Origin of the sequence: Streptomyces malaysiensis subsp. malaysiensis (assembly GCF_040653035.1) — a bacterium.
GTDB lineage: Bacteria > Actinomycetota > Actinomycetes > Streptomycetales > Streptomycetaceae > Streptomyces > Streptomyces malaysiensis.
In genome coordinates, this window is record NZ_JBEZNG010000006.1 from 33227 (window position 1) to 53415 (window position 20189).

The 20189-nt window shown below is 71.1% G+C and carries 21 protein-coding genes and 1 pseudogene; 15 read left to right on the plus strand and 7 right to left on the minus strand.

The window, feature by feature from the left end:
- Positions 1-591: 591 nt before the first annotated feature.
- From AB0E24_RS14500 to AB0E24_RS14525, 6 genes are all read left to right on the plus strand, one after another.
- Entirely contained in the window at positions 592-1260 is a 669-nt protein-coding gene (locus AB0E24_RS14500) for an HNH endonuclease family protein (RefSeq protein WP_093702115.1), read from the plus strand.
- A gap of 177 nt (positions 1261-1437) precedes the next feature.
- Entirely contained in the window at positions 1438-3216 is a 1779-nt protein-coding gene (locus AB0E24_RS14505) for an alkaline phosphatase D family protein (protein ID WP_359377110.1), read from the plus strand.
- Between the two features lie 158 nt (positions 3217-3374).
- Positions 3375-5357, plus strand: coding sequence for an FAD/NAD(P)-binding protein (locus AB0E24_RS14510; RefSeq protein WP_359377114.1), 1983 nt, complete (start codon positions 3375-3377; stop codon positions 5355-5357).
- Positions 5358-5496: 139 nt separating this feature from the next.
- Positions 5497-5982, plus strand: a complete 486-nt coding sequence (locus AB0E24_RS14515; protein WP_069869153.1) for a DoxX family protein — start codon at positions 5497-5499, stop codon at positions 5980-5982.
- A 219-nt stretch (positions 5983-6201) separates the two neighbouring features.
- Positions 6202-6891 (plus strand): DedA family protein, encoded by a 690-nt coding sequence (locus AB0E24_RS14520; protein WP_079257435.1) that lies wholly within the window; start codon positions 6202-6204, stop codon positions 6889-6891.
- Positions 6892-6975: 84 nt separating this feature from the next.
- On the plus strand, positions 6976-7683 hold the full coding sequence (locus AB0E24_RS14525; protein WP_147968685.1) for a lytic transglycosylase domain-containing protein: 708 nt from the start codon (positions 6976-6978) through the stop codon (positions 7681-7683).
- On the opposite strand, the gene AB0E24_RS14530 is transcribed toward AB0E24_RS14525, so the two are convergent.
- Both AB0E24_RS14530 and AB0E24_RS14535 read right to left on the minus strand, forming a co-directional pair.
- Positions 7667-8449 carry an alpha/beta fold hydrolase gene (locus AB0E24_RS14530; RefSeq protein ID WP_069869150.1) on the minus strand — a complete coding sequence of 261 codons (783 nt, stop codon included), beginning with the start codon at positions 8447-8449 and terminating at the stop codon, positions 7667-7669. The two genes, AB0E24_RS14525 and AB0E24_RS14530, sit on opposite strands and share 17 nt — an antisense overlap.
- Before the next feature lie 177 nt (positions 8450-8626).
- Positions 8627-8833: a hypothetical protein gene (locus AB0E24_RS14535; protein ID WP_069869149.1), complete on the minus strand. Its 207-nt coding sequence runs from the start codon at positions 8831-8833 to the stop codon at positions 8627-8629.
- 153 nt (positions 8834-8986) lie between these two features.
- Between AB0E24_RS14535 and AB0E24_RS14540 the strand changes: the two are divergent.
- The 3 genes and pseudogenes from AB0E24_RS14540 to AB0E24_RS14550 form a co-directional block, all read left to right on the plus strand.
- Positions 8987-9424: pseudogene (locus AB0E24_RS14540) on the plus strand (MASE1 domain-containing protein); the annotation flags it as partial.
- A 142-nt stretch (positions 9425-9566) separates the two neighbouring features.
- Positions 9567-10229, plus strand: a complete 663-nt coding sequence (locus tag AB0E24_RS14545; protein ID WP_359377119.1) for a histidine phosphatase family protein — start codon at positions 9567-9569, stop codon at positions 10227-10229.
- 297 nt (positions 10230-10526) lie between these two features.
- Positions 10527-11114, plus strand: coding sequence for a helix-turn-helix domain-containing protein (locus AB0E24_RS14550; RefSeq protein ID WP_308403592.1), 588 nt, complete (start codon positions 10527-10529; stop codon positions 11112-11114).
- Positions 11115-11151: 37 nt separating this feature from the next.
- Here AB0E24_RS14550 and AB0E24_RS14555 read toward each other — a convergent pair whose 3' ends face one another.
- The gene (locus AB0E24_RS14555; RefSeq protein ID WP_069869146.1) at positions 11152-11757 is read right to left on the minus strand and encodes a ClpP family protease; all 606 of its coding nucleotides are present in this window, start codon (positions 11755-11757) and stop codon (positions 11152-11154) included.
- A gap of 1 nt (position 11758) precedes the next feature.
- Positions 11759-12412, minus strand: coding sequence for an ATP-dependent Clp protease proteolytic subunit (locus AB0E24_RS14560; protein ID WP_359377121.1), 654 nt, complete (start codon positions 12410-12412; stop codon positions 11759-11761).
- 214 nt (positions 12413-12626) lie between these two features.
- Between AB0E24_RS14560 and AB0E24_RS14565 the strand changes: the two genes are divergently transcribed.
- From AB0E24_RS14565 to AB0E24_RS46185, 3 genes are all read left to right on the plus strand, one after another.
- Positions 12627-13310 carry a restriction endonuclease gene (locus tag AB0E24_RS14565; protein ID WP_251772165.1) on the plus strand — a complete coding sequence of 228 codons (684 nt, stop codon included), beginning with the start codon at positions 12627-12629 and terminating at the stop codon, positions 13308-13310.
- A gap of 233 nt (positions 13311-13543) precedes the next feature.
- Complete coding sequence (locus AB0E24_RS14570; protein ID WP_069869143.1) at positions 13544-13918, plus strand: hypothetical protein; 375 nt, start codon at positions 13544-13546, stop codon at positions 13916-13918.
- Between the two features lie 230 nt (positions 13919-14148).
- Positions 14149-14223, plus strand: coding sequence for a BBE domain-containing protein (locus tag AB0E24_RS46185; protein WP_518524787.1), 75 nt, complete (start codon positions 14149-14151; stop codon positions 14221-14223).
- A gap of 22 nt (positions 14224-14245) precedes the next feature.
- Here the strand turns inward: AB0E24_RS46185 and AB0E24_RS14580 are convergent, their stop codons facing one another.
- Positions 14246-14818, minus strand: a complete 573-nt coding sequence (locus AB0E24_RS14580; protein WP_359377124.1) for a TetR/AcrR family transcriptional regulator — start codon at positions 14816-14818, stop codon at positions 14246-14248.
- 86 nt (positions 14819-14904) lie between these two features.
- Between AB0E24_RS14580 and AB0E24_RS14585 the strand changes: the two genes are divergently transcribed.
- Complete coding sequence (locus AB0E24_RS14585) at positions 14905-15858, plus strand: NADP-dependent oxidoreductase (RefSeq protein ID WP_102934447.1); 954 nt, start codon at positions 14905-14907, stop codon at positions 15856-15858.
- A 39-nt stretch (positions 15859-15897) separates the two neighbouring features.
- On the opposite strand, the gene AB0E24_RS14590 is transcribed toward AB0E24_RS14585, so the two are convergent.
- Positions 15898-16416 (minus strand): cupin domain-containing protein, encoded by a 519-nt coding sequence (locus AB0E24_RS14590; protein WP_069869362.1) that lies wholly within the window; start codon positions 16414-16416, stop codon positions 15898-15900.
- Positions 16417-16762: 346 nt separating this feature from the next.
- On the opposite strand from AB0E24_RS14590, the gene AB0E24_RS14595 reads away from it, so the two are divergent.
- On the plus strand, positions 16763-16999 hold the full coding sequence (locus AB0E24_RS14595) for a cold-shock protein (RefSeq protein WP_069869140.1): 237 nt from the start codon (positions 16763-16765) through the stop codon (positions 16997-16999).
- 352 nt (positions 17000-17351) lie between these two features.
- The gene (locus tag AB0E24_RS14600; protein WP_359377126.1) at positions 17352-19502 is read left to right on the plus strand and encodes an AfsR/SARP family transcriptional regulator; all 2151 of its coding nucleotides are present in this window, start codon (positions 17352-17354) and stop codon (positions 19500-19502) included.
- A 26-nt stretch (positions 19503-19528) separates the two neighbouring features.
- Here AB0E24_RS14600 and AB0E24_RS14605 read toward each other — a convergent pair whose 3' ends face one another.
- Positions 19529-20173, minus strand: a complete 645-nt coding sequence (locus AB0E24_RS14605) for a class I SAM-dependent methyltransferase (RefSeq protein WP_359377129.1) — start codon at positions 20171-20173, stop codon at positions 19529-19531.
- Positions 20174-20189 lie beyond the last annotated feature (16 nt).

Sequence of the window (20189 nt, forward strand, 5' to 3'; positions counted from 1 at the left end):
TCGAGGGGCGGGCAGTATGTCGACGGTCCGGCGAGGAGCTACTCCCCTTCTGCTGCCGACAAGGATACGGGAACCCTCCGGCGCGGCAGCCCCCGGTCCACCGGAACCGGCCCGCCACCGCCGGGAAGTGTGACCAGTCCCACAGTCCGGGCGGGGCTCAGGGCAGGATCGCCGGGCCGGGGGCCGTAGACCGCCCGCCCGGTGGCCCGGGGCGCGCTGCCGCCGGGGCCCGGTAGCGACTCCACCCCGCCGCCCGGAGCGCCCTCACCACCCACGCGCCCGGCCCGCGGAAGCCCGTGGGCCGGGCGTACGCGCGCCGGGCGGGAGCGCGGCGAGCCCCACCCCGGGCGTGGCGTCGACCGGCAGCAACGCCACGGCCGTCGAGCGCGGGCGCGGGGGGACGCGCGCCCAGCTCACGGCGCTGGCGCCCGCGCCGGATCGCAAACGTGGCCCCAACCGCCCTTTGAACCCCTTGCGTTGACATGACCGCGTCGTCACCCTGTTACCTGGCGCCCACCCCACGGCAACCCGGCGTCGCCACCATGGCCGGGCACCAGCGGCCAACGACCCCCCACCCTCAAGGGAGTTCGCATGTCAGACATGCAGTGTCATCCCACTCGCCGTCGCGTCTACGCGCGTCGCGCCTCCGTCTTCGGCGGGTTCGTCGCCCTGCTGGGCACGCTCGTCCTGAGCGGGCCCACCGCCCAGGCGTCTCCGCCCGCCCCGCCCAGCGCCGCCACCGCCCGGACCCAGCTGGCCTCGCTGACCGTCAAGGCCGAAGGCTCGTCGGACGGTTACAGCCGCGACAAGTTCCCGCACTGGATCACCCAGAGCGGCTCCTGCAACACCCGCGAGGAAGTCCTCAAGCGGGACGGCAAGAACGTCCAGACCGACTCCAGCTGCGCGGCCACCAGCGGCACCTGGTACTCCGAGTACGACGGCGCGACCTGGTCCGCCTCCTCCGACGTGGACATCGACCACGTCGTGCCGCTCTCCGAGGCGTGGAAGTCCGGTGCGAACAGCTGGACCACCGCCCAGCGCCAGGCGTTCGCCAACGACCTGACCCACTCCCAGCTGATAGCCGTGACGGACAACGTCAACCAGTCCAAGGGCGACCAGGACCCCGCCGAGTGGCTGCCGCCCCGGAGCGCCTACCACTGCATGTACGCCCGTATGTGGGTCTCGGTGAAGTACACCTACAAGCTCACCCTCGACTCGTCCGAGAAGTCCGCGCTCAGCGGCATCCTCAACGGCTGCTGAGACCGCACACCGAACCGCACACCAACGGCGCACCGCACGGCGCACCGCACGGCGCACCGCACGGCGCACCGAACGGCACGCCCAACGGCACACCGCCCGGTGGAACCGCCGCACCTCCTCCGTCGTTCCGTACCGTACGCATGACGTGCACATCGAAGAACGACGGAGGAGGTCCGGATGGCCGGGCTGCGCCTGGGACCACTGCTGCGCCATGTCGACTGGGAGACCGGCACCGGCGCGACCGTCTGGGTCGAGGCCGACCGGCCCTGTGAGGCCGAGGTGCGGTGCGCCGACGGCGCCGGCGGCACCGCCCGCACCTGGCGGATCGCGGGCCATCACTACGCGCTGATCCCGGTCGCCGGGCTGCGGCCCGGCGGGGAGACCGCGTACCGGGTGCTGCTGGACGGCGAGCAGGTCTGGCCGCTGCCCGGCTCCCCCTTCCCGGACAGCACCATCCGCACCCCCGCCCCGGGTACGGACTCCCCCGGCCCCGCGCCCGTGCGCGTGGCCTTCGGCTCCTGCCGCTGGGCCGCGCCGCCCTCCGACGCCTCGCACGACCCGGTGGGGCCCGACGCGCTCGACACCCTCGCGCAGGCGCTGGCCCGCGCCCCGGAGCTGCCGCGCCCCGATGTGCTGGTGCTGCTGGGCGACCAGGTGTACGCGGACGAGACCTCCGCCGAGACCCGTGCCTGGCTGGCCGAGCGCCGCGATCTGAGCGAGCCGCCGGGCGAGCAGGTCGCGGACTACGAGGAGTACACCCGCCTCTATTACGAGTCCTGGCTGGACCCCGAGGTGCGCTGGCTGCTCTCCACCGTCCCCAGCTGCATGATCTTCGACGACCACGATGTCATCGACGACTGGAACACCAGCGAGGCGTGGCAGCGCCGGATGCGCGCGACCCCGTGGTGGCGGGAGCGGATACTGAGCGGGCTGATGTCCTACTGGGTCCATCAGCACCTGGGCAACCTCTCCCCCGCCGAACTGGCCGCCGACCCGCTCTACGCGGAGGTGCGCGCGGCGGAGGACGGCACCGAGGCGCTGCGGGAGTTCGCCGCCCGCGCCGACGCCGATCCGGCGTACACCCGCTGGAGCTACCGCCGCGACTTCGGCCGCACCCGGCTGCTGATGGTCGACACCCGCGCGGCGCGGGTGCTGGAGGAGGGCCGGCGGGCGATGCTCACCGACAAGGAGCTCATCTGGGTGCGGGAGCAGGCCATGGACGGGCTGGGCGGCGCGTCCGGCTTCCCCGGTCCGGGTCCGGAAGGGCCCGGGGCCACCGGCCCGGAAGGGCCCGGGGTCCGCGGTCCGGAGGAGCCCGGGGTCCGCGGCGGCTATGACCATCTGCTGCTCGGCACCTCGCTGCCCTGGCTGCTGCCGCATTTCGTCCACGACGTGGAGGCGTGGAACGCCTCGGTGTGCGGCGGCAGACGCGGTGGGCGCTGGGCGCGGATCGGCGAGGACCTGCGGCAGCGTGGCGACTTGGAGCACTGGGCCGCGTTCCCCGAGTCGTTCGACGCGCTCACCGACACCATCGCCGCGGTGGGCGGCGCACCGGGGGCACCGGCCACGATCAATGTGCTCTCCGGCGATGTGCACCACGCCTATGTGGCCACCCCGGACTGGTCGCGGTGGCCGTCCCGGCCGCCCCGCAGCCAGGTGCGGCAGTTGACCTGCTCCCCGGTCCACAACAGCATCTACGCCTCGATCCGGCTCGGCTTCCGCTTCGGCTGGAGCGCGGCGGGCCGCGCCCTGGGCCGGGTCTTCAAGCGCCATGGGCGGGTGCCCCACTCCCACTTGAGCTGGCACAAGACGGGCGGGCCCTGGTTCGGCAACCAGCTGATGACGCTGACCCTCCAGGGCCGCAGCGCCCATCTGCGGCTGGACCAGGCGCAGTCGGACCCGGCGGGCGGCGAGGCCCGGCTGGTGGCGGCTCTGGAGACGGACTGGGCGGGGTAGTCGGCCCCTTTGGGTGCCATTCCATGGCATATGCCACGTGATACAGGCCACAACGGAGCGCTACGTTCCGGAGACCGGCTCGAATCGTGTCGAGCGAACGGCATGATGGGCGCGCATCCTTGCCTACACGCGTCACATCTGCCCCGGGAGACACAACCTTGGCCGGAGATCTCCACGCGATAGCCGTCGTCGGCGCCGGGCCGCGCGGCACCAGCGTGCTGGAGCGCCTGTGCGCCTCGGCCCCGGAACTGGCGTCCGGCACCCCGCTGACCGTCCATATGGTGGATCCCTCCCCGCCCGGCGCGGGACGGGTCTGGCGCACCGCCCAGCCGGACGAGCTGCTGATGAACACCGTGGCCTCGCAGGTGACCCTGTTCACCGACGCGAGCGTCGAATGCGGCGGACCGGTGCGGACCGGGCCGAGCCTGTACGAATGGGTCACGGCGCGCGGTCTGGCGCCCGGTCTCGGTCCGGACGACTACCCCAGCCGCGCGCTCTACGGCCGCTATCTGGAGTGGGTGTTCGGCGAGGTGGTGCGGGGCGCGCCGGACACCGTGACGGTCCGCACACACCGGGCCCGCGCCGTACGGCTGGAGGAGCGGGCCGACGGCGAGCAGGTGCTGACACTGGACGACGGAAGCCGTCTGACGGGGCTGCGCGCGGTCGTCCTGGCGCAGGGCCATCTGCCGGCGGCCGCCGACCCCACGGAGCGGCGGTACGCGGCCCACGCGGAGCGGCACGGGCTGCGCTACTACCCGCCCGCCAACCCCGCCGATATCGACTTGTCGCCCATCGCCCCGGGCGAACCGGTGCTGTTGCGCGGTCTCGGCCTCAACTTCTTCGACCATATGGCGCTGTTGACGGCGGGCCGGGGCGGCACCTTCGCACCGAACGGCCAGGGCGGTCTGGTCTACCGGCCCTCGGGCCGCGAGCCGCGGCTGTACGCGGGGTCGCGGCGCGGCATCCCGTACCACGCACGGGGCGACAACGCGAAGGGGCCGTGCGGCCGGCACACCCCGCTGCTGCTGACCCCCGATGTGCTCGACCACTTCCGCAAGCGCGCGGACTCCGGCGATCCGCCGGACTTCCTCACCGAGATCTGGCCGCTGGTGGCCAAGGAGGCCGAGACGGTCTACTACGAGGCGCTGCTGGCCCTCCGCGCGCCCGACACCCGCGCCCCGGCCGTCCCAGAAGCCCCCGAAGCCCCCGGGTCCGGCTCCGGCACCCCCGTCTCGTTCACCCCAGCACGCTTCAGGGGTCACTTTTTGGCCACCGGCCACGGCAGCCCCGAAGAGGCCGCCGTGCTCTCGGAGTACGGCATTCCGGAAGCCGAGCGCTGGTCCTGGGACGCGGTGGCCCAGCCGCTGCGCGGACGCCGGTTCACGGGGCGTGACGACTTCCGGCGCTGGCTGCTGGCCTACGCCCGCCAGGACGTGGCGCACGCCCGGCTGGGCAACGTCGAAGGCCCGGTCAAGGCGGCCCTCGACGTTCTGCGTGACGTCCGCAACGAGGTGCGGCTGATCGTCGACCACGGCGGGCTGACGGGGGCGTCCCGCCGTGCGCATCTGGACCGCTGGTACACCCCGCTCAACGCCTTTCTCTCGATCGGCCCGCCGCGCCGCCGGATCGAGGAGATGGCCGCGCTGATCGAGGCGGGCGTCCTGGACGTCCTCGGTCCACGGCTTGAAGTGACCTTGGAAAGTCCAGACCAAGGGGCCGCCATGGCTGGATTCGCCGCGCGGTCGGCCGAGGTGCCGGGTGCACCGGTGGCGGCCACGACCCTGATCGAGGCGCGGCTGCCGGAGCCCGATGTGCGCCGGACCGCCGATGAGTTGCTGAACCATCTGCTGGAGACCGGGCAGTGCCGTCCGCATCGGGTGGAGGGCTATGAGACCGGCGGCCTCGACGTCACCACCGCCCCCTACCGGCTGGTGGACGCCCACGGCCGCCCGCATCCGCGGCGGTTCGCCATCGGGGTGCCGACCGAGGGGGTCCACTGGGTGACCGCCGCGGGTGCGCGGCCGGGCGTGAACTCGGTCACCCTCTGCGACACGGACGCGGTGGCACGGGCGGCGCTCCGCGTGGTGACCACCGGGGAACCCCGTCAGGAAGGTGCCCCGATGTGCGCCGTGGGGCTCTGAGGAGCGGCTTCCAGGGCAGGACAAAAGGCATTTCGGGGCCTTCACATTGGCAGGAACTTGAACTTGCAACAAAAGGTGAGGCGTACCTAACCTGGCGGTTCCGCTGTACTCCGTCCCCGGAGCAAGGAGCTCCCCACTCATGTCTTCTTCCACCCCCCGCAACCTCGGCGAGGCGCTCGACAACGCCAAGCCGTACGTCCTGTCCCTCTTCCGCATCGTGGTCGGACTGCTGTTCTTCTGCCACGGCGCCTCATCGCTGCTCGGCTGGTTCGGCGGCATCATGGGCACCGGCAAGACCATCGACGCCGGCACCTGGCCGAGCTGGTACGCGGCCGTGATCCAGCTCATCGGCGGCGCGCTGGTGATGCTCGGCCTCGGCAGCCGCAGCGCGGCCTTCATCTCCTCGGGCTCGATGGCCTACGCGTACTTCCATGAGCACCAGCCCGAGAAGCTGTGGCCCATCCAGAACGGCGGCGAACCCGCCGCGATGTTCTGCTGGACCCTGCTGCTGCTCGTCTTCACCGGCCCCGGCCCCTGGGCGCTGGACCGAATATTCGGCTCGGGCCCGGCTCGCGAGAGCGAGGCGGCGCCCGAAGCGCGGCGCGAGCCGTCCATCGTCCGATAGATGCTGGTTCGCCGTATTCGGTATTCGGATCCGGCGTCACATCACCCATCGCGCCATGCGGGGCCGAACGCCCCGCATGGCGTGATTCGAACAACATCATCACAACCCTTACCGTTATCCTCTTCAGTCACAGGCGTACGCTGTATGGCTGTTACAGGCTGACGCCTGCCGCTTCCCGGCGACATGCGCAGCGGGGGGACCGGGATCGGGAGTCGAACGTTGTTGGAACATTTGGGGTCGCTGACCAACACCCCATGGATTTACGCGGTGATCGGGGCATCCGTCCTGCTCGATGTCTTTCTGCCCGTTCTGCCCAGCGGAGTTCTGGTCATCACCGCCGCCACCGCGGCCGCCGGCACCACCGTTGACGCCGTCGGCGTGGTGCGCCAGGCGGGCGCGGCCGACTTCCCCGCCATGTTCGGGCTGATGCTGTGCGCCGCGACCGCCTCCGTCCTCGGCGACATGGTCGCCTACCGGCTGGCCTGGCGCGGCAGCGACCGGCTCGACCGCGCCATCGCCCGTTCCCGCAGACTCACCTCGGCCCAGGAGAAGTTGGGCACCGCGCTGGTGCGCGGCGGCGGTCCGCTCGTGGTGATAGCCCGCTTCGCGCCCGCGGGCCGCTCGGTCGTCAGCCTGAGCGCGGGCGCGGCCCATCGGAGGGTGAAGGAATTCCTGCCGTGGTCGGCGGTGGCCGGGCTCGCCTGGGCGGCGTACAGCGTGGCCCTCGGTTATGTCGGCGGCCAGTGGCTCGGCGCCACCTGGCTGGGCACCGCGGTCTCGGTGCTGGCGCTGTTCGCGGCGGGCGCCGGTGCGGCGTATGTGATGAAGCGCCCGGCCGAGGGCGGGTCCGGCCCGCTCCCCGCGGCCCCCGCCGGGCCGCCCATGCCCCCGGCCCACCAGGCACGATAGAACCGTGTCGGCGACCGATTACGGATCGGCCCGCGATACCGGCTACGGTCCCTGCATGCGTACCCCCTCCGTGCCGGTTCCGGCATGCTGACCCGCGCGGCCGGGATGGCCGCGGCCTTCGTCGCGGGCCTCGCGCTGGTCGTCGCCGCGGTTCTGGTCGTACGGCATCTCACCGAGCCCTCGGAACCGGAGCTGCCGGTGGTCCCCGACACTCGGCGCCCCGTGCTGGAGGCGGCGGTCCGCGGCGCCTGCTCCCCGCTGAGCGTGCCGCTGCTGGCCGCCCAGATCGACGCGGAGAGCGGCTGGCGGCCGGACGCGGACTCCGGGCACGCCCAGGGCATTTCGCAGTTCTCCCCGGTCACCTGGAAGGAGTGGGGCAAGGACGGCAACGGCGACGGCAAGGCCGATGTCTGGGAGCCCCGCGACGCCATCCCCTCACAGGCCCGCTACATGTGCCATCTCTACGACGTGGTCAAGGCGGTCCCGGGCAGCGGGACCAGACTCGGCTCGACCCGGCTCGCGCTCGCCGCGTACAACGCGGGGCCGAACGCGGTGCTCCGGGCGCGCGGCATCCCCAAGATCCTCGAGACCCAGGAATATGTCGACAAGATCTTGACGGATCTGCTGCCCAAGTACGAGGAGAGCGAGGAGAGGTACCAGCGGAGCGAGGCGAAGCACCGGCGCACCGACCCCGCCTCCGCCGCCCCGTCCGCCCCATCCTCACCCTCGCCCTCCACCGATCCGTCAGCGACCGCCTCCGGCGTCTCACCGTCGGCTACGCGTCAGCCGTGATGAAGTCCTCCACGGCCCGCACCAGTTCCTGTGGTGTCTCATCGGCCGGGTAGTGTCCGGCGTACTCCAGCTCCACCAGCTCGGCGTTGACGTACCAGCGCAGCCAGGTCTGCCGCATCACCTCGGCCGTGAGCGCCGGGTCATGGGCGCCGACCACGATCCGCACCGGCACCTGGGCGCCGGCTATGTCCTCGTGGAAGTCCTCCAGCGCCCAGGAGTCCAGCCATGCGCGGAGCGCCTTGGGGTCGCTGTGCTCCAGTGAGTGGCGCACCATCAGATCCAGCCAGGCGGCCGGGTGGCGGCCGCCGGTGGTGCGGTCGATGATCGCCCGGCGGTTCTCCGGGCGGTCGGGGGCGTCCGCGAACAGCTGCCACTGCTCGCCCTCCATCGGCACCCCGCTGGCCGGCACCGGCGCGACCCCGACCAGCCGGCGGACCCGGTGCGGCGCGGCCGCCACCACGCGCTGCACAACGGCCCCGCCCATCGAGTGGCCGATGAGCGAGAACCGCTCCCAGCCGAGGTGATCGGCGAGCGCGAGGAGGTCGCCCCCGGCCTCGCCGGTGGTGTACGAGCCGGGGATGTCGCGCGCCTCGCCGTAGCCGCGCAGATCGGGCAGTACATAGGTGAATCCGCGCCGGTCGACATGCGGCAGCATCGCGGCGTACGCGGCCCGGTCCGAGAACCAGCCATGCACCGCCATCACCCGGTGCGGCCCGTCGCCGACGGTTTCATACGGTGGAACGAGGGGTGGAACGATCGGTCCCATGGCACCTCCGATCCCAGTCGAATACGGGCGCGCGGCGCGTGCCCGTGGGGGTCAACGGTGACGTCTCCCGCAGAGGTGGGCAAGCCCGGTGCGCATATGCGTGCCCGCGATACGCCCCGGGAAGGGGCCTTATCGCGGGCACGGGGTCGTCCGTTGGGCGGGGGTCCCAGAGGGAGTTCACGAGGTTCGCCACATTGTTGCCGGAATTGGACGGCCGCCCTTGTTGTTGACGACGCGGCTGATGGTGCCGGTGCCGCCGTGCGACACGGTGACCATGTGGTGGAAGCGGACGCCGGTAGCAGTGCTGACCAGCCCCCACGCCTCATGGCTGGTGACGTTCGAGCCCACCTTGTAGGCGGCGTAGCCCCGGGTGTTTCCGTTCATCAGGTTCCTCCGTGAACGGCGGAGTGCCCGCGGAGGAACCTGATGAAATCGTGCGCGTGCTGTGCTGCGTACGGGCGGGCCCGACCCGGTGGCCGCGTGTCAGCCGCGCCGGCCCGGGGCGCCCGTAGTGTGATGGCGGCTGTGGCACGCGACATGGGGATCCGGCGGAAGAACGGCCTCCGGCGCCAAGGCACCACCGCGCTACGGCTCGTGGCCGTCCCCGCCCTCTACTACGCGGGCGCCAGGATCGGACTGCTCCAGGAGCTGGTACGCGGTCAGGTCACCCTGTGGCCACCGACCGGCATCGCGCTGGCGTGTCTGCTAACGCTGGGCCCGATGGCCTGGCCGGGCATCGCCCTCGGCGCCGTCGCGGTCAACGCCCCCATCGGCCCGTCGCCCCCGGCGGTCCTCGCGATCGTGGCGGGCAACACCCTGGCCCCGGTCTGCTCGTATCTGCTGCTGCGACGCGTGGGCTTCCGGCCCGCCGTGGACCGGCTGCGGGACGCGCTGGTCCTGGTCTTCCTCGGCGCCCTGGCGGGCATGCTGATCAGCGCCACGGTGGGCACCGCCGCGCTCCTGCTGTCGGGCGCTCGCGCCGGCTGACCTCGACCGCAGATCCCCGGACCAGCGATAGCGGGCCGTACTGCGGTGCCGCCGGAACAGTCGGGATACCGCCGGAACCCGCAGCCCCTCACCGACCGTCCCTTCCAGCGACTCTCGACGGACAGGGACCATGCCCGCGACCCACACGGCTCACACGACCGACACACCCCACGCCACCCGCTATCTCTATCTGACCCGCCACGGCGAGGCCATGCCGGACGAAAGCGGGCTCACGCCCACCGGCCGCCGCCAGGCCGCGCTGCTCGGCGAGCGGCTCCGGGGCGTTCCGCTATCGGCGATCCACCACGGTCCGCTGCCCCGGGCGGCCGAGACCGCCCAGCTGATCGGCGACCGACTCGACGGCGTACCGGCCCATGTCTGCGAACCGGCCGGGGACTATGTGCCGTACACGCCCCGGCGAGACGAACTGCCCGCCGATTCCGCCGACTTCCTGCTCGAGTTCGTCCATCGCTTTCCCCTTGAGGAGCGCGCCCGCGGCCCGCTGCTGGCGCGTGCCGCCGAGGAGCGCTTCACGGGTCCGGTGGACGGGCCCGAGGACCGCCATGAGCTGGTCGTAACGCACAACTTCCTCATCGGCTGGCTGGTCCGGGCCGTGCTCGACGCCCCGAAGTGGCGCTGGCTCGGCCTCAACCAGTGCAACGCGGCGCTGACCGTCATCCGCTGTCCCCCGCCCGGTCGGCCGCCCTCGGTGCTCTTCTCCAATGACATGGCGCACCTGCCCGCGCCGCTGCGCTGGACCGGCTATCCGCCGGAGCTGCGGATCACCTCCTGACCCGGCGCGGTGCCCCCGTGGCCCCGGGCGGTCGAACCGTCTTTTTGTCGGGGGCCGGACCCGCGCTGTTGGGTCCGGTCCCCGCCGTGTCCGAGTTACGCAAGCAGCCCAGCAAGCGTGAATAAGGACAGCCATACGCTAGGGCCCGGCACTGACAACGGGGCTCCTCGCCGGGGATGCGCGGGGTGTGCGCGGCCCGGTTTGCGCCACCCGCCCGCACCCGAACGTTTGAGCGATTCGCCAAGGGCAGAACGTTGTCCCCCTTCCCGTCGGGCGCGGCGCTCCTACCCTGAGGGGGTGAGCAGCCACGCGTCGAACCGAGCCCGCGTCATTCCCCTGCGTCCGGCCACCGCGGACCCGGCGCCCCGGTCGGGAGCCACCGCCGGGGCCGAAGCCCCCGCGGCCGCCCCCGCCCCGGCGGCCCCCGCCGCTCCGCGCGTTCCGGCCGTCCCGGCCGGGCGGGAGCAGCCCGGCCGGGAGCCGGTGAAGGAGCCCCTGTGGCGGGACCTCGTCGGCGGTGTGCTGCGGCGCGAGCGGCTCGCCCAGCAGCGCACGCTCAAGGACGTGGCCGAGGCGGCCCGTATCTCGATGCCGTACCTCTCCGAACTCGAACGCGGCCGCAAGGAGGCGTCGTCCGAGGTCCTCGCGGCCGCCGCCCGCGCGCTCGGTCTCGGTCTGGCCGACCTCCTCGCCATGGCGCAGGGCGAGCTGATCCGCCTTGCCTCCGGTCCGCGGCGGCGCGGCGGCGCGGCGATGTCCGTCGCGTCCCTCACGTCCGTCGCGTCCACCACGTCCGTCACCTCCGTCACGTCCACCACATCCGTCGCGGACCGTGGGCCGTCCCGGCACGCCGGGCGGCAGGGCGACGTACGTCTGGCCGCCTGAGGCACCGACCCCCGCCACCCGAGCCCCGGCCCTCCCGTCAGAAAGCCCCGGCCGTCCGCCGGCTCAGCACCTCGTCGGCGAGCCCGTACGCCACCGCCTCCGGCGCCGTGAAGACCTTGTCGCGGTCCATGTCGGCGCGGAGCGTGGCCGCGTCGTGGGGCGTATGGCGCGCGAGCACCTCCTCGACCTGCGCGCGGATCCGCAGCATCTCCTTGGCCTGGAGGCTGAGGTCCGAGACCGTCCCCTGCTGACCGCCGCTCACCGGCTGCCCCAGCAGCACCCGGGAGTGCTCCAGCACGAACCGCCGCCCGGGGTCTCCCCCGGCCAGCAGCACCGCCGCGGTCGAGGCCGCCTGCCCCACGCAGAACGTCGAGATGGGCGCGGTCACGAACGTCATCGTGTCGTAGATCGCCATCAGCGAGGTGAAGGAGCCGCCCGGCGAGTTGATGTAGATCGCGATCTCCTGCTCCGGGCTCGACGATTCGAGGTGGAGGAGTTGCGCGATGACGACGTTGGCCACGCCGTCGTCGATCTCGGTGCCGAGGAAGATGATCCGCTCGGACAGCAGCCGGCTGTAGATGTCGTACGCCCGCTCCCCCTGCGTGGTGCGCTCGACGACCGTCGGAATCGTGTACTGCCCCATGTCAGATCCCCATCCTGCGCCGTGTACCGGCCGGCCGTACGTCCGCGAGCGACTCCACGACCCGGTCGACCATTCCGTACTCCTTCGCCTGCGCCGGGGTGAACCACCGGTCGCGGTCGCCGTCGCGCGAAATGGTCTCCACGCTCTGTCCGGTGTGCTCCGCCGTGATCCGCTCGATCGACCGCTTCATGAATTCGAGATTCTCGGCCTGAATCGCGATATCGGCCGTGCTCCCTCCGATACCGGCGGACGGCTGGTGCATCATGATGCGGGAATTCGGCAGTGCGTAGCGCTTTCCGGTCGTTCCCACGGTGAGCAGAAACTGCCCCATGCTCGCGGCGAATCCCATCACGAGCGTGGACACGTCGTTGGGAATCAGCCGCATCGTGTCGTAGATCGCCAGCCCCGCCGTCACCGAACCGCCCGGGCTGTTGACGTAGAGGCTGATGTCCGACCGCGGGTCCTCGGCCGACAGCAGCAGCATCTGCGCACACACCCGGTTCGCGGACACCTCGTCCACCTGCGTGCCGAGAAAGACGATGCGCTGGGTCAGCAGTTGCGCGGCCAGATGATCGTCGAACCGCGTGGGAGTCGTCTCCCCCTCCGCGGCTCGTGGACTCCTTGCCGGCTCCCAGCCGGTGGCGAATGTTCCCATCGGACCTCCTCGTGAGTGCCGCGGCCCACACCGCCGCGGTCCTTTCACCATCAACCCAATTCGCTTGTCCGGTAAGGAATCTCGGCCCGCAGCAGATTCGCCCACGGCAGACCCGATCCAAAAGGCGGCGTCCATAAGAGGCCCGAAAGGCGCTCTTGCGTGGGCGGCCCGCCACTCCCGAAACTGCCGGGAAAGAAGCCGACTGGGGGACGCGATGGCTGTGCGACGGCGACGTGGAACGGCGTTACGGCGGGCGAAGGCACGGCTGCGCCGCACGGCCTGGACCGGCGGTGCCGTGGCGGTCCTCGCACTGGCCCTGACCTGGCAGACGGTGTGGCCGTACGTCGTCGGGGTGGTCCTCGTGGGTCTGCTCGGCGGCGTCGGCTGGTGGCTGTGGCGAACCCATCTGCGCACCGTGGCGGAACACCGGGCCTGGCGGGCCGAGGAGGAGAACGCCGCACGTGAGCGCTCCATGGCCGAGATCGACACCATGACCTGGCAGCGGTTCGAGCGGTACGTCGCGGAGCTGTGCCGCCGGGACGGCTGCACCCACGTCATCGTCTCGGGGAAGTCGGGCGACCTGGGCGCCGATGTCGTCGGCCGGATGCCGGACGGGCGCCGGCTGGTGATCCAGTGCAAGCACTACGCACCCCACCGGACCGTGCCGAGCGGCGATATGCAGAAGTTCCTCGGCACCGCGAAGGCCGAACACGGCGCGGATGTCGCGGTGTTCGTCGCCACCTGCGACTTCACCCGGGCCGCGGAGAGGCTCGCGGTGAAACACGAGATCCTCGCCATGCACCGGAACCTCCTCGGCGCCTGGGTACGGGGCGCCACCCTGGAGTCCTTGATCCCGCTCAACGGCACGGGCAACGGCGGCCGGCCCCGAACCCGATAGCGGCTCTCGATCGGCCGCGGGATGGGCGGATATCGCGCCCTGTGACACCCGGCGCACCCTCGCGGTAGCGGCGTAGACCTGCGGTTCTGCTGTCCCAGGCCGTCCGGGACATGTCCCGGACGGCGGGTCCGTGGACGTCGGCACGCGCTGCCCACACGATCGGGTTGTTCCTCCGCACGTCGACCGCCTCGGGTCCGCGTGTCACCGCGTCACACATCACCCAGGAGACACCCATGCTCAAGAAGTACCTCGCGACGGCCATCGCCGGCGCAGGGCTGTTGGCCGCGTTTCCCTTCTCGGCTGCCCACGCCGCAACGCCCACCAGCGCATCCTCGGTCCAGGTCCCCGGATGTCCGCACAACTGGACCGTCTCGAGCGCGGAGGGCGTTGCCTCCGGCCAGTGGTGCTACAACAAGGACCTCGCCATCGGCACCGTCACGGACACCAAGGCCGACGGCCGGTGCCCCTACGTGCGTGGGTACACCTTGTACGGCCGGACCGTCGACAGCGACTGGGCCGGGCCGAAGGGCGACTCGTCCCCCGTGTACCTGGATGCCGGGACCGGTGACCCGTTCGTCCGGCTCGCCATGAAATACGTCAACTGCTGACCGGGCGACGGCCGCCCGCGCCCCGTCGGCACGTACGCCGGACTCGTGCCGACGGGGCACACCACACCCTTTCGCCGCCGCCGACCGCCACCCCGCCACACGGCCGCCGTGATCACCCTGAGCCCCCGGCCGTGGTCCCACGGCGCGGTCTACCTGAACTTCATCGGCACGGAGGGCCGGGACCGCGTGTCGCGGGGTTCGGCACCGAGAACTACCGGCGCCTGGCCGCGGTGAAGGCCCAGTACGACCCGGGCAACGTCTTCCGGCTCAACCACAACATCGAACCGAGCCCGGCGGGGCCGTAGCCGCCCCCTTCGCACGGCGGACTCAGCGGGCCGTCGGGGCCGGCGGCGTGACCGTCTCGCAGAGTTCAGCGGCGGCCTGGGCGACGAGTTCGGAGAGCGCCGTGTCCGGCTCGGCCAGCCAGCGGGATGTGGCGCGCCGGGAGATCGCTATCGCCACGTCGATGATGAAGCGTGCCTTGCCGGGCTCGACGCCGCGGCGTTCGAGTGCCCGTGCCAGCGCGTCGGCGATGTCGGCGAGCTTGATCAGATCACGCTCGGCCAGTGCCGGGTTGGCGGCGATCACCTTGATGCGGCGCAGCAGAAAGTCGCGAGGGTGAAAGACCTCGTCCGCGGTTCCCAGCGCGGTCAGCAGCGCCTCGATCGGACTGAGGCTCGGGTCGGCCGCCTCGACCTGGGCGACGAGGTGAGCCTCCAGCTCGTTGTCGGCGAAGAGGACTTCCCGCTTGTCGGGGAAGTAGCGGTAGAAGGAACGCTCGGTCAGACCGGCGGTGCGCGCGATCTGCGCGACCGAGGTGCGTTCGAACCCCTGCGTCTCGAATAGTTCGAGCGCCGCCCGCTCGAGTCGGCCCTGTGCGTCGGATTCCCATCGTGGCATGCCCACCAGGATATGACAGCAGATGCTGTCGTCATGGGTGTTAGGGTCGATGACAGCAGATGCTGTCATCACACAGGGAGATCGTCATGAAGGCCCTTCAGTTCGACCGGTTCGGATCCCCGGACGTGATCGTGCTCCGCGACGTCCCGAAGCCGGAGCCGGGCCCCGGTCAGATCCGGATCGCCGTGCGGGCGTGTGGTCTGAACCCGTCCGATTGGGCGGTGATCGACGGCCTCTTGGCCGACCGTCTGCCGCCGCTGCCGCGCGGGATCGGCTTCGAGATCGCGGGCACCGTCGATGCGCTCGGGGAGGGCACCACCGGCGTGGAGATCGGCGACCGCGTGTTCGGCCCGGCGGCCTTCGACGGCCCGACGGCCGGGGCCGCCGAGTATGCGCTGATGGCGGCCTGGGCGCGGATTCCCGAGGGCGTCACCGCCGAGCAGGCCGCCGCGCTGCCGATGGCGGCCGAGACGGCGTGGCATGCGCTCGACGACCTCGGCGTCCAGCCGGGTGAGCTGCTGCTCGTCCACGGAGCGGGCTCCACTGTGGGTGAGGCGGCGGTGCGCCTCGCGCTGCACCGGGGCGTCCGGGTGATCGCCACCGCCGGGCCGGCGCGGGCCGCCGCCCTGGAAGAGATCGGCGCCCGGGTGACCGGCTACGGCGACGGCATGGCCGACCGCGTCGCCGCACTGGCCGGAGGCCGCCTCGACCGCGCCCTGGACACGGCTCCGACCGGCGGCCGGATCGACCGTGCCGACCAGGCCAGCCCGGCCGGCGGCTCGCTGCCGACCCTGATCGGGCTGACCGGCGACTCCGACCGCGTCCTCACCGTCTCGGACTTCGCCGCCGCGGCCGAGCTGGGCGCCAGGGTCACCCAAATCGACCTGCGCTACGACCGGATGGACGAGTTCGCCCGGCTGGCCGGTGAAGGCGTCCTGGTCGTATCGGTCGCCCGCGCCTACGCGCTCGACCAGTTCCAGGAGGCGGCCGAACTCAGCCGGTCCCGCCGACCCGGCGGCAAGCTCATACTCGTCCCGTGATCGCCTCGCCGGCCTGATCGGACGAGACCCCTGTTGCGGCTACTCCCCCTCGGGCTCGAAGTCCTCCACGAAGTAGCTGTCGTGCCGGATGCGAAACCGCTTGAGTTCCTCCCCGCCGCGCCGCGTCATCTCCGCGACCCGCTCGAAGTATTCCTCGCGCGGGGCGCCCGGGGAGAAGAGCAAGAGCATGGACATGGGTTCATCGGTTTCGTTCTTGAAGGCGTGCAGGCCGCCGACCGGTACATACAGAAAATCGCCTTCACGGCCGGTGACCCACCTCTCGCCGTTGTAGAGCTCCAGTTCACCGGAGAGGATGTAGAAGGACTCCGACATGGCCTTGTGGAAGTGGGTCTTCGCTCCGGCGGACCGGGCGCCCAACTCCATCTTGTACAGGCCGAATTCCCCACCCGTCGATTCATTGGTGGCGAGGTAGTGGGTAGAACCGCCGGGCGAGGAGATGTCGGGTGGGGTATTGGCCGGGCGGAAGGCCGCGTTCACTTCGCCCGTGTCGCCGTGGTAGCGGGGCTCCGGGTACTCGAGGAATTCCGGATATGACATGACGCGCTCCTCTTCGCAGGTCTCCACCAGCATGGTGGCTCCCGCCGGTGGAAGGAGGCATCGGGCTTGCGAATGATCGTGTGTCGGCCGGAGCCGAGGACCGGGGACCTGGTACCGCCGTACTGGTCGGTGGGCCGGCGGATGCCGGTCGGTTGCCGTGAGCGGTCCCACACGCGGCGGCCGAGTTGTGGATCTTGGGCCGCCGCCGACAGCCGTACGAGTGCCGGATGTCCGGATCGACCGCCCCGGCCGTCGGGTCCGATGGAGGAGCCGGGGCGACCCGCACGGCCGCGCGCCCTCGAAATCCAACTGCGCCGAGGCCGCCGGAGCCCATAGGGTCCACCCCATGGTGATGGCGACCGTCCGCGAGTGGAGCGACGAGGAAGGGTGGGGCGTGCTCGATTCCCCCGAGACCCCCGGCGGCTGCTTCGGCCACTTCTCCGACATCCAGGTGACCGGCTTCCGCACACTCTCGCCCGGCCAGCGGGTCGACCTCGTATGGGAAGCGCCCGGCTTCGAACAGGACGGGTACGACTACCGCGCGGTGACCATCGTGCCGCTGCCGCCGGACCAGACCTTGTGACCCGATATCAGCGATATCGGCACAGTTCAATTGAAGGCACCGGTAAGCACATACACGGGACCATGAGACCCCAACAGTGGGACATTCCCCACAAGGTCATCGCTCCCGCGCAATTCGCACGACACCTGCTCGAGAAGCACCCGGCCCCCGCCTTGACTACCCACGGTTATGTTCAGTGAAGTTGGATGTCAAGGAACCGCAGCGGAGGCAGACTCCAATAAGTGCAACTCTTGATCCGACCACATGTATGGCATGACCATCTGAGGGGCAACAAGCACCTTGCAAGCAGTGCGGGAAGGCCACGCGGAGGCTCTGTGCGTGTACGGGGGACGCGACCAGTGGGAGCACAATCATGCAGTCGAACCCCCCAAACCATCTGTGTTTCAAAATTCTCGGCGCGCTGGAGGCATGGGACGGTGACAGGCGATTAAATCTCGATGGCCCTGTCAACGAGCGCGTCCTCGGGTTGCTGCTCCTCGAGTCGGGATGGGTGGTGCCGATTCCCCGACTGGTCGAAGCGGTATGGGGCGAAGACCCCCCTTCCACGGCGACCCAGCAGATCCGCAAGGCCGTCGCCCGGCTGCGACACCAGATCCCGTCCGGCCAGGAGATCATCCTCACCGAGCGCCATGGGTACCGCCTGGTGGTCGACGACGACAGCCTGGATCTGCGGCTCTTCGACCTCTGGACGCATCGTGCGCAGACCGCCCACGCGGAGGGCCGCCTCAAGGACGCGGTCGCCGATTTGACTGCCGCGTTGGGGCTGTGGCGCGGTTCCATACTCGTCGGAGCGGGCGGACCGTTGATCGACACCCTGCGGCCCGCCTGGGAAGAACGTCATATCGCCGCGCTCGAGCACTGCTTCGACCTACGGCTGGACCTGGGTGAGACGAGCGAACTCATCGCCGACCTCCGGGAGTCCGTCGTCGCCCACCCCTTCCGGGAAACCCTGATGCGTCAGCTCATGCTCGCCCTGTACCGGGCGGGCCGGCAGGCCGAGGCGGTGGAGGAATACGCCAGGATACGGTCACTGCTGGCGGGGGAGCTGGGCATCGACCCCAGCCCCGAGCTGACGGAGCTGCACGAGGCGATCCTGCGCGGCGAAGCCTGGCTGACCGCGGGCCGGGACCAGAAGCCTCCCGTAGAAGAGCCTTCGATCGTGGCCGCTCCACGCTCGATCCCGCGCGACCTCGCCGATTTCACCGGCCGCCAGGACGAGTTACGCCGGCTGACGACGATGGCGCACCCCGTGGCCGAGCAGACGGGCCCCCGGATCGTGGTCATCGAGGGAATGGGGGGAAGCGGCAAGACGGCCCTCGCCATGCATGTCGCACATCGGCTGGCGGGCGACTACCCGGACGGCCAGCTCTATCTCGACCTGCGCGGCTTCGCCTCGGCGGAGGAGCCGCTCTCCCCCGAGCGGGGTCTCGGCGATCTGCTGCGGGCCCTGGGAGCGGCGGACGAGTGCGTCGCCGATGACGACGACTGCCGTCTGACCATGTGGCGGATGACCAGCGCGAAGCGGCGGATACTGCTGATCCTGGACGATGCGTGGGATGTCGCCCAGGTGAGACCGCTGTTGCCCACCGCGGCGGGAAGTCTCGTGCTCATCACCAGCCGCGTCCGGCTGCCGGAGCTGGAAGGTGCCGAGGAGCTCTCGCTCGCCGTGCTGGGCGAGGAGGACGGTGTGGAGCTGATGCGCCGGCTCCTGGGCCACGACCGGGTGGCCGCCGAACCGAAGGCGACCGCCCGCCTGGTGAGCCTCTGTGGGGGCCTTCCGCTGGCGCTGCGGATCTGCGCGGCCCGATTGCGCAAGCGGCCGCACTGGAGCGTGCGCCATCTGACGGACCGGCTCGAAGACGACACCCACGCCCTGAGGGAGTTGGAGTCGGGTGACCGTAGCGTCGCCGGGGTGCTGCGCACGTCCTACCGGGTGATGGAGCCGGCCCATCAGGACGCCTTCCGGCTGCTGACTCTGCACCCGGGCGCCGATTTCGACGTGTCCGCGGCCGCCGCCCTGCTGGGCACGGGTCCGGACAGCGCGGAGCGGATCCTGGAGTACCTGCTGGATGTGAACCTTCTTCAGCAGTTCGAGTTCGGCAGGTACTCCTTCCACGGCCTCGTCCACAGTTTCGCCCGCTCCCTGCCCGCCCCGAACTCCGCCGAGGAGACCGAGGCCGTCGCTCGGTTGGCCGCCCAGACCGTGACACGCGTGGAGAGTGCCTGTGATGTGTTGCTGACCGGCCAGGTGCGTTACCGCCCGGCCTGGTCGATCGGCAACGGCAGCGCGTCGCCGCCGCACGGCGGCCCGGACCACGCGCTGCGGTGGTTGGACCGCGAGCGGAGCAACATCCTCGCCATCATCAGCCAGGCCCGCCAGCAGGGCCTGAGCCATCACGCGGCCAAGCTCAGCAGAGCCATGGCCCTCTGCCAACAGGCGCAGCCCCCTTCGGCCGACAGTGTGTCGCCCGCTCGGCCAGGACGGGCGGCAAAGGGCGGCTGATGGGCGGCTGACGGGGAGCTGAGGTGTCAGAAGTCCGGAGCGGTGTGCTCACGAGCGGGGGCTCCGGGCTTCTCCCACAGCAGCGAGTAGCGCCACATGAGACGGCGGCGCCATCGCGAGCCCGGGAGCAGCAGGTGAGCGGTGTGGCGGACCTGGGACCAGGTCATATCGGGCTCGGCCACGGGAAGGCCGTCCTGTGCGCGCTTCCCGCCGTGCCGCTTGGCCTCGCGGCGGATGGCGAGGAGAGCGGCAACGAGCGCCACCCAGTCGACGGCGGAGCGGGGCGCGGCCAGGCCGACCACGACGAGCCGCCCACCGGGCGCGAGGAGCGAGGCCGCCGTCCGGATCGCGCGGTCCGTACCCAGGTGGTGGGCGACGGCGACCATGGTGATCACGTCGTAGTGCTCATGCGGCAGGGCCGTGCCGACCAGGTCGAAGACGTCGCCCTCCACGAAGTCGGCGTTCGTGACGTCCCGGTTGGCGGAGCGTGCGTGCTCGACCATGGCGGCCGACGAGTCCAGGCCGGTGACATGCCGCGCCCGATCTGCCAGGGCCCGGACCAGACGACCGTCGCCGCAGCCGATGTCGAGTGCTTCACGGGGGTGGTCGCCGATGCTGTCGAGGATCCACGGGTGGTAGTGCACATTGGGGTTCCAGTAGTCGATCTCCATGATCCATACCTTCGGA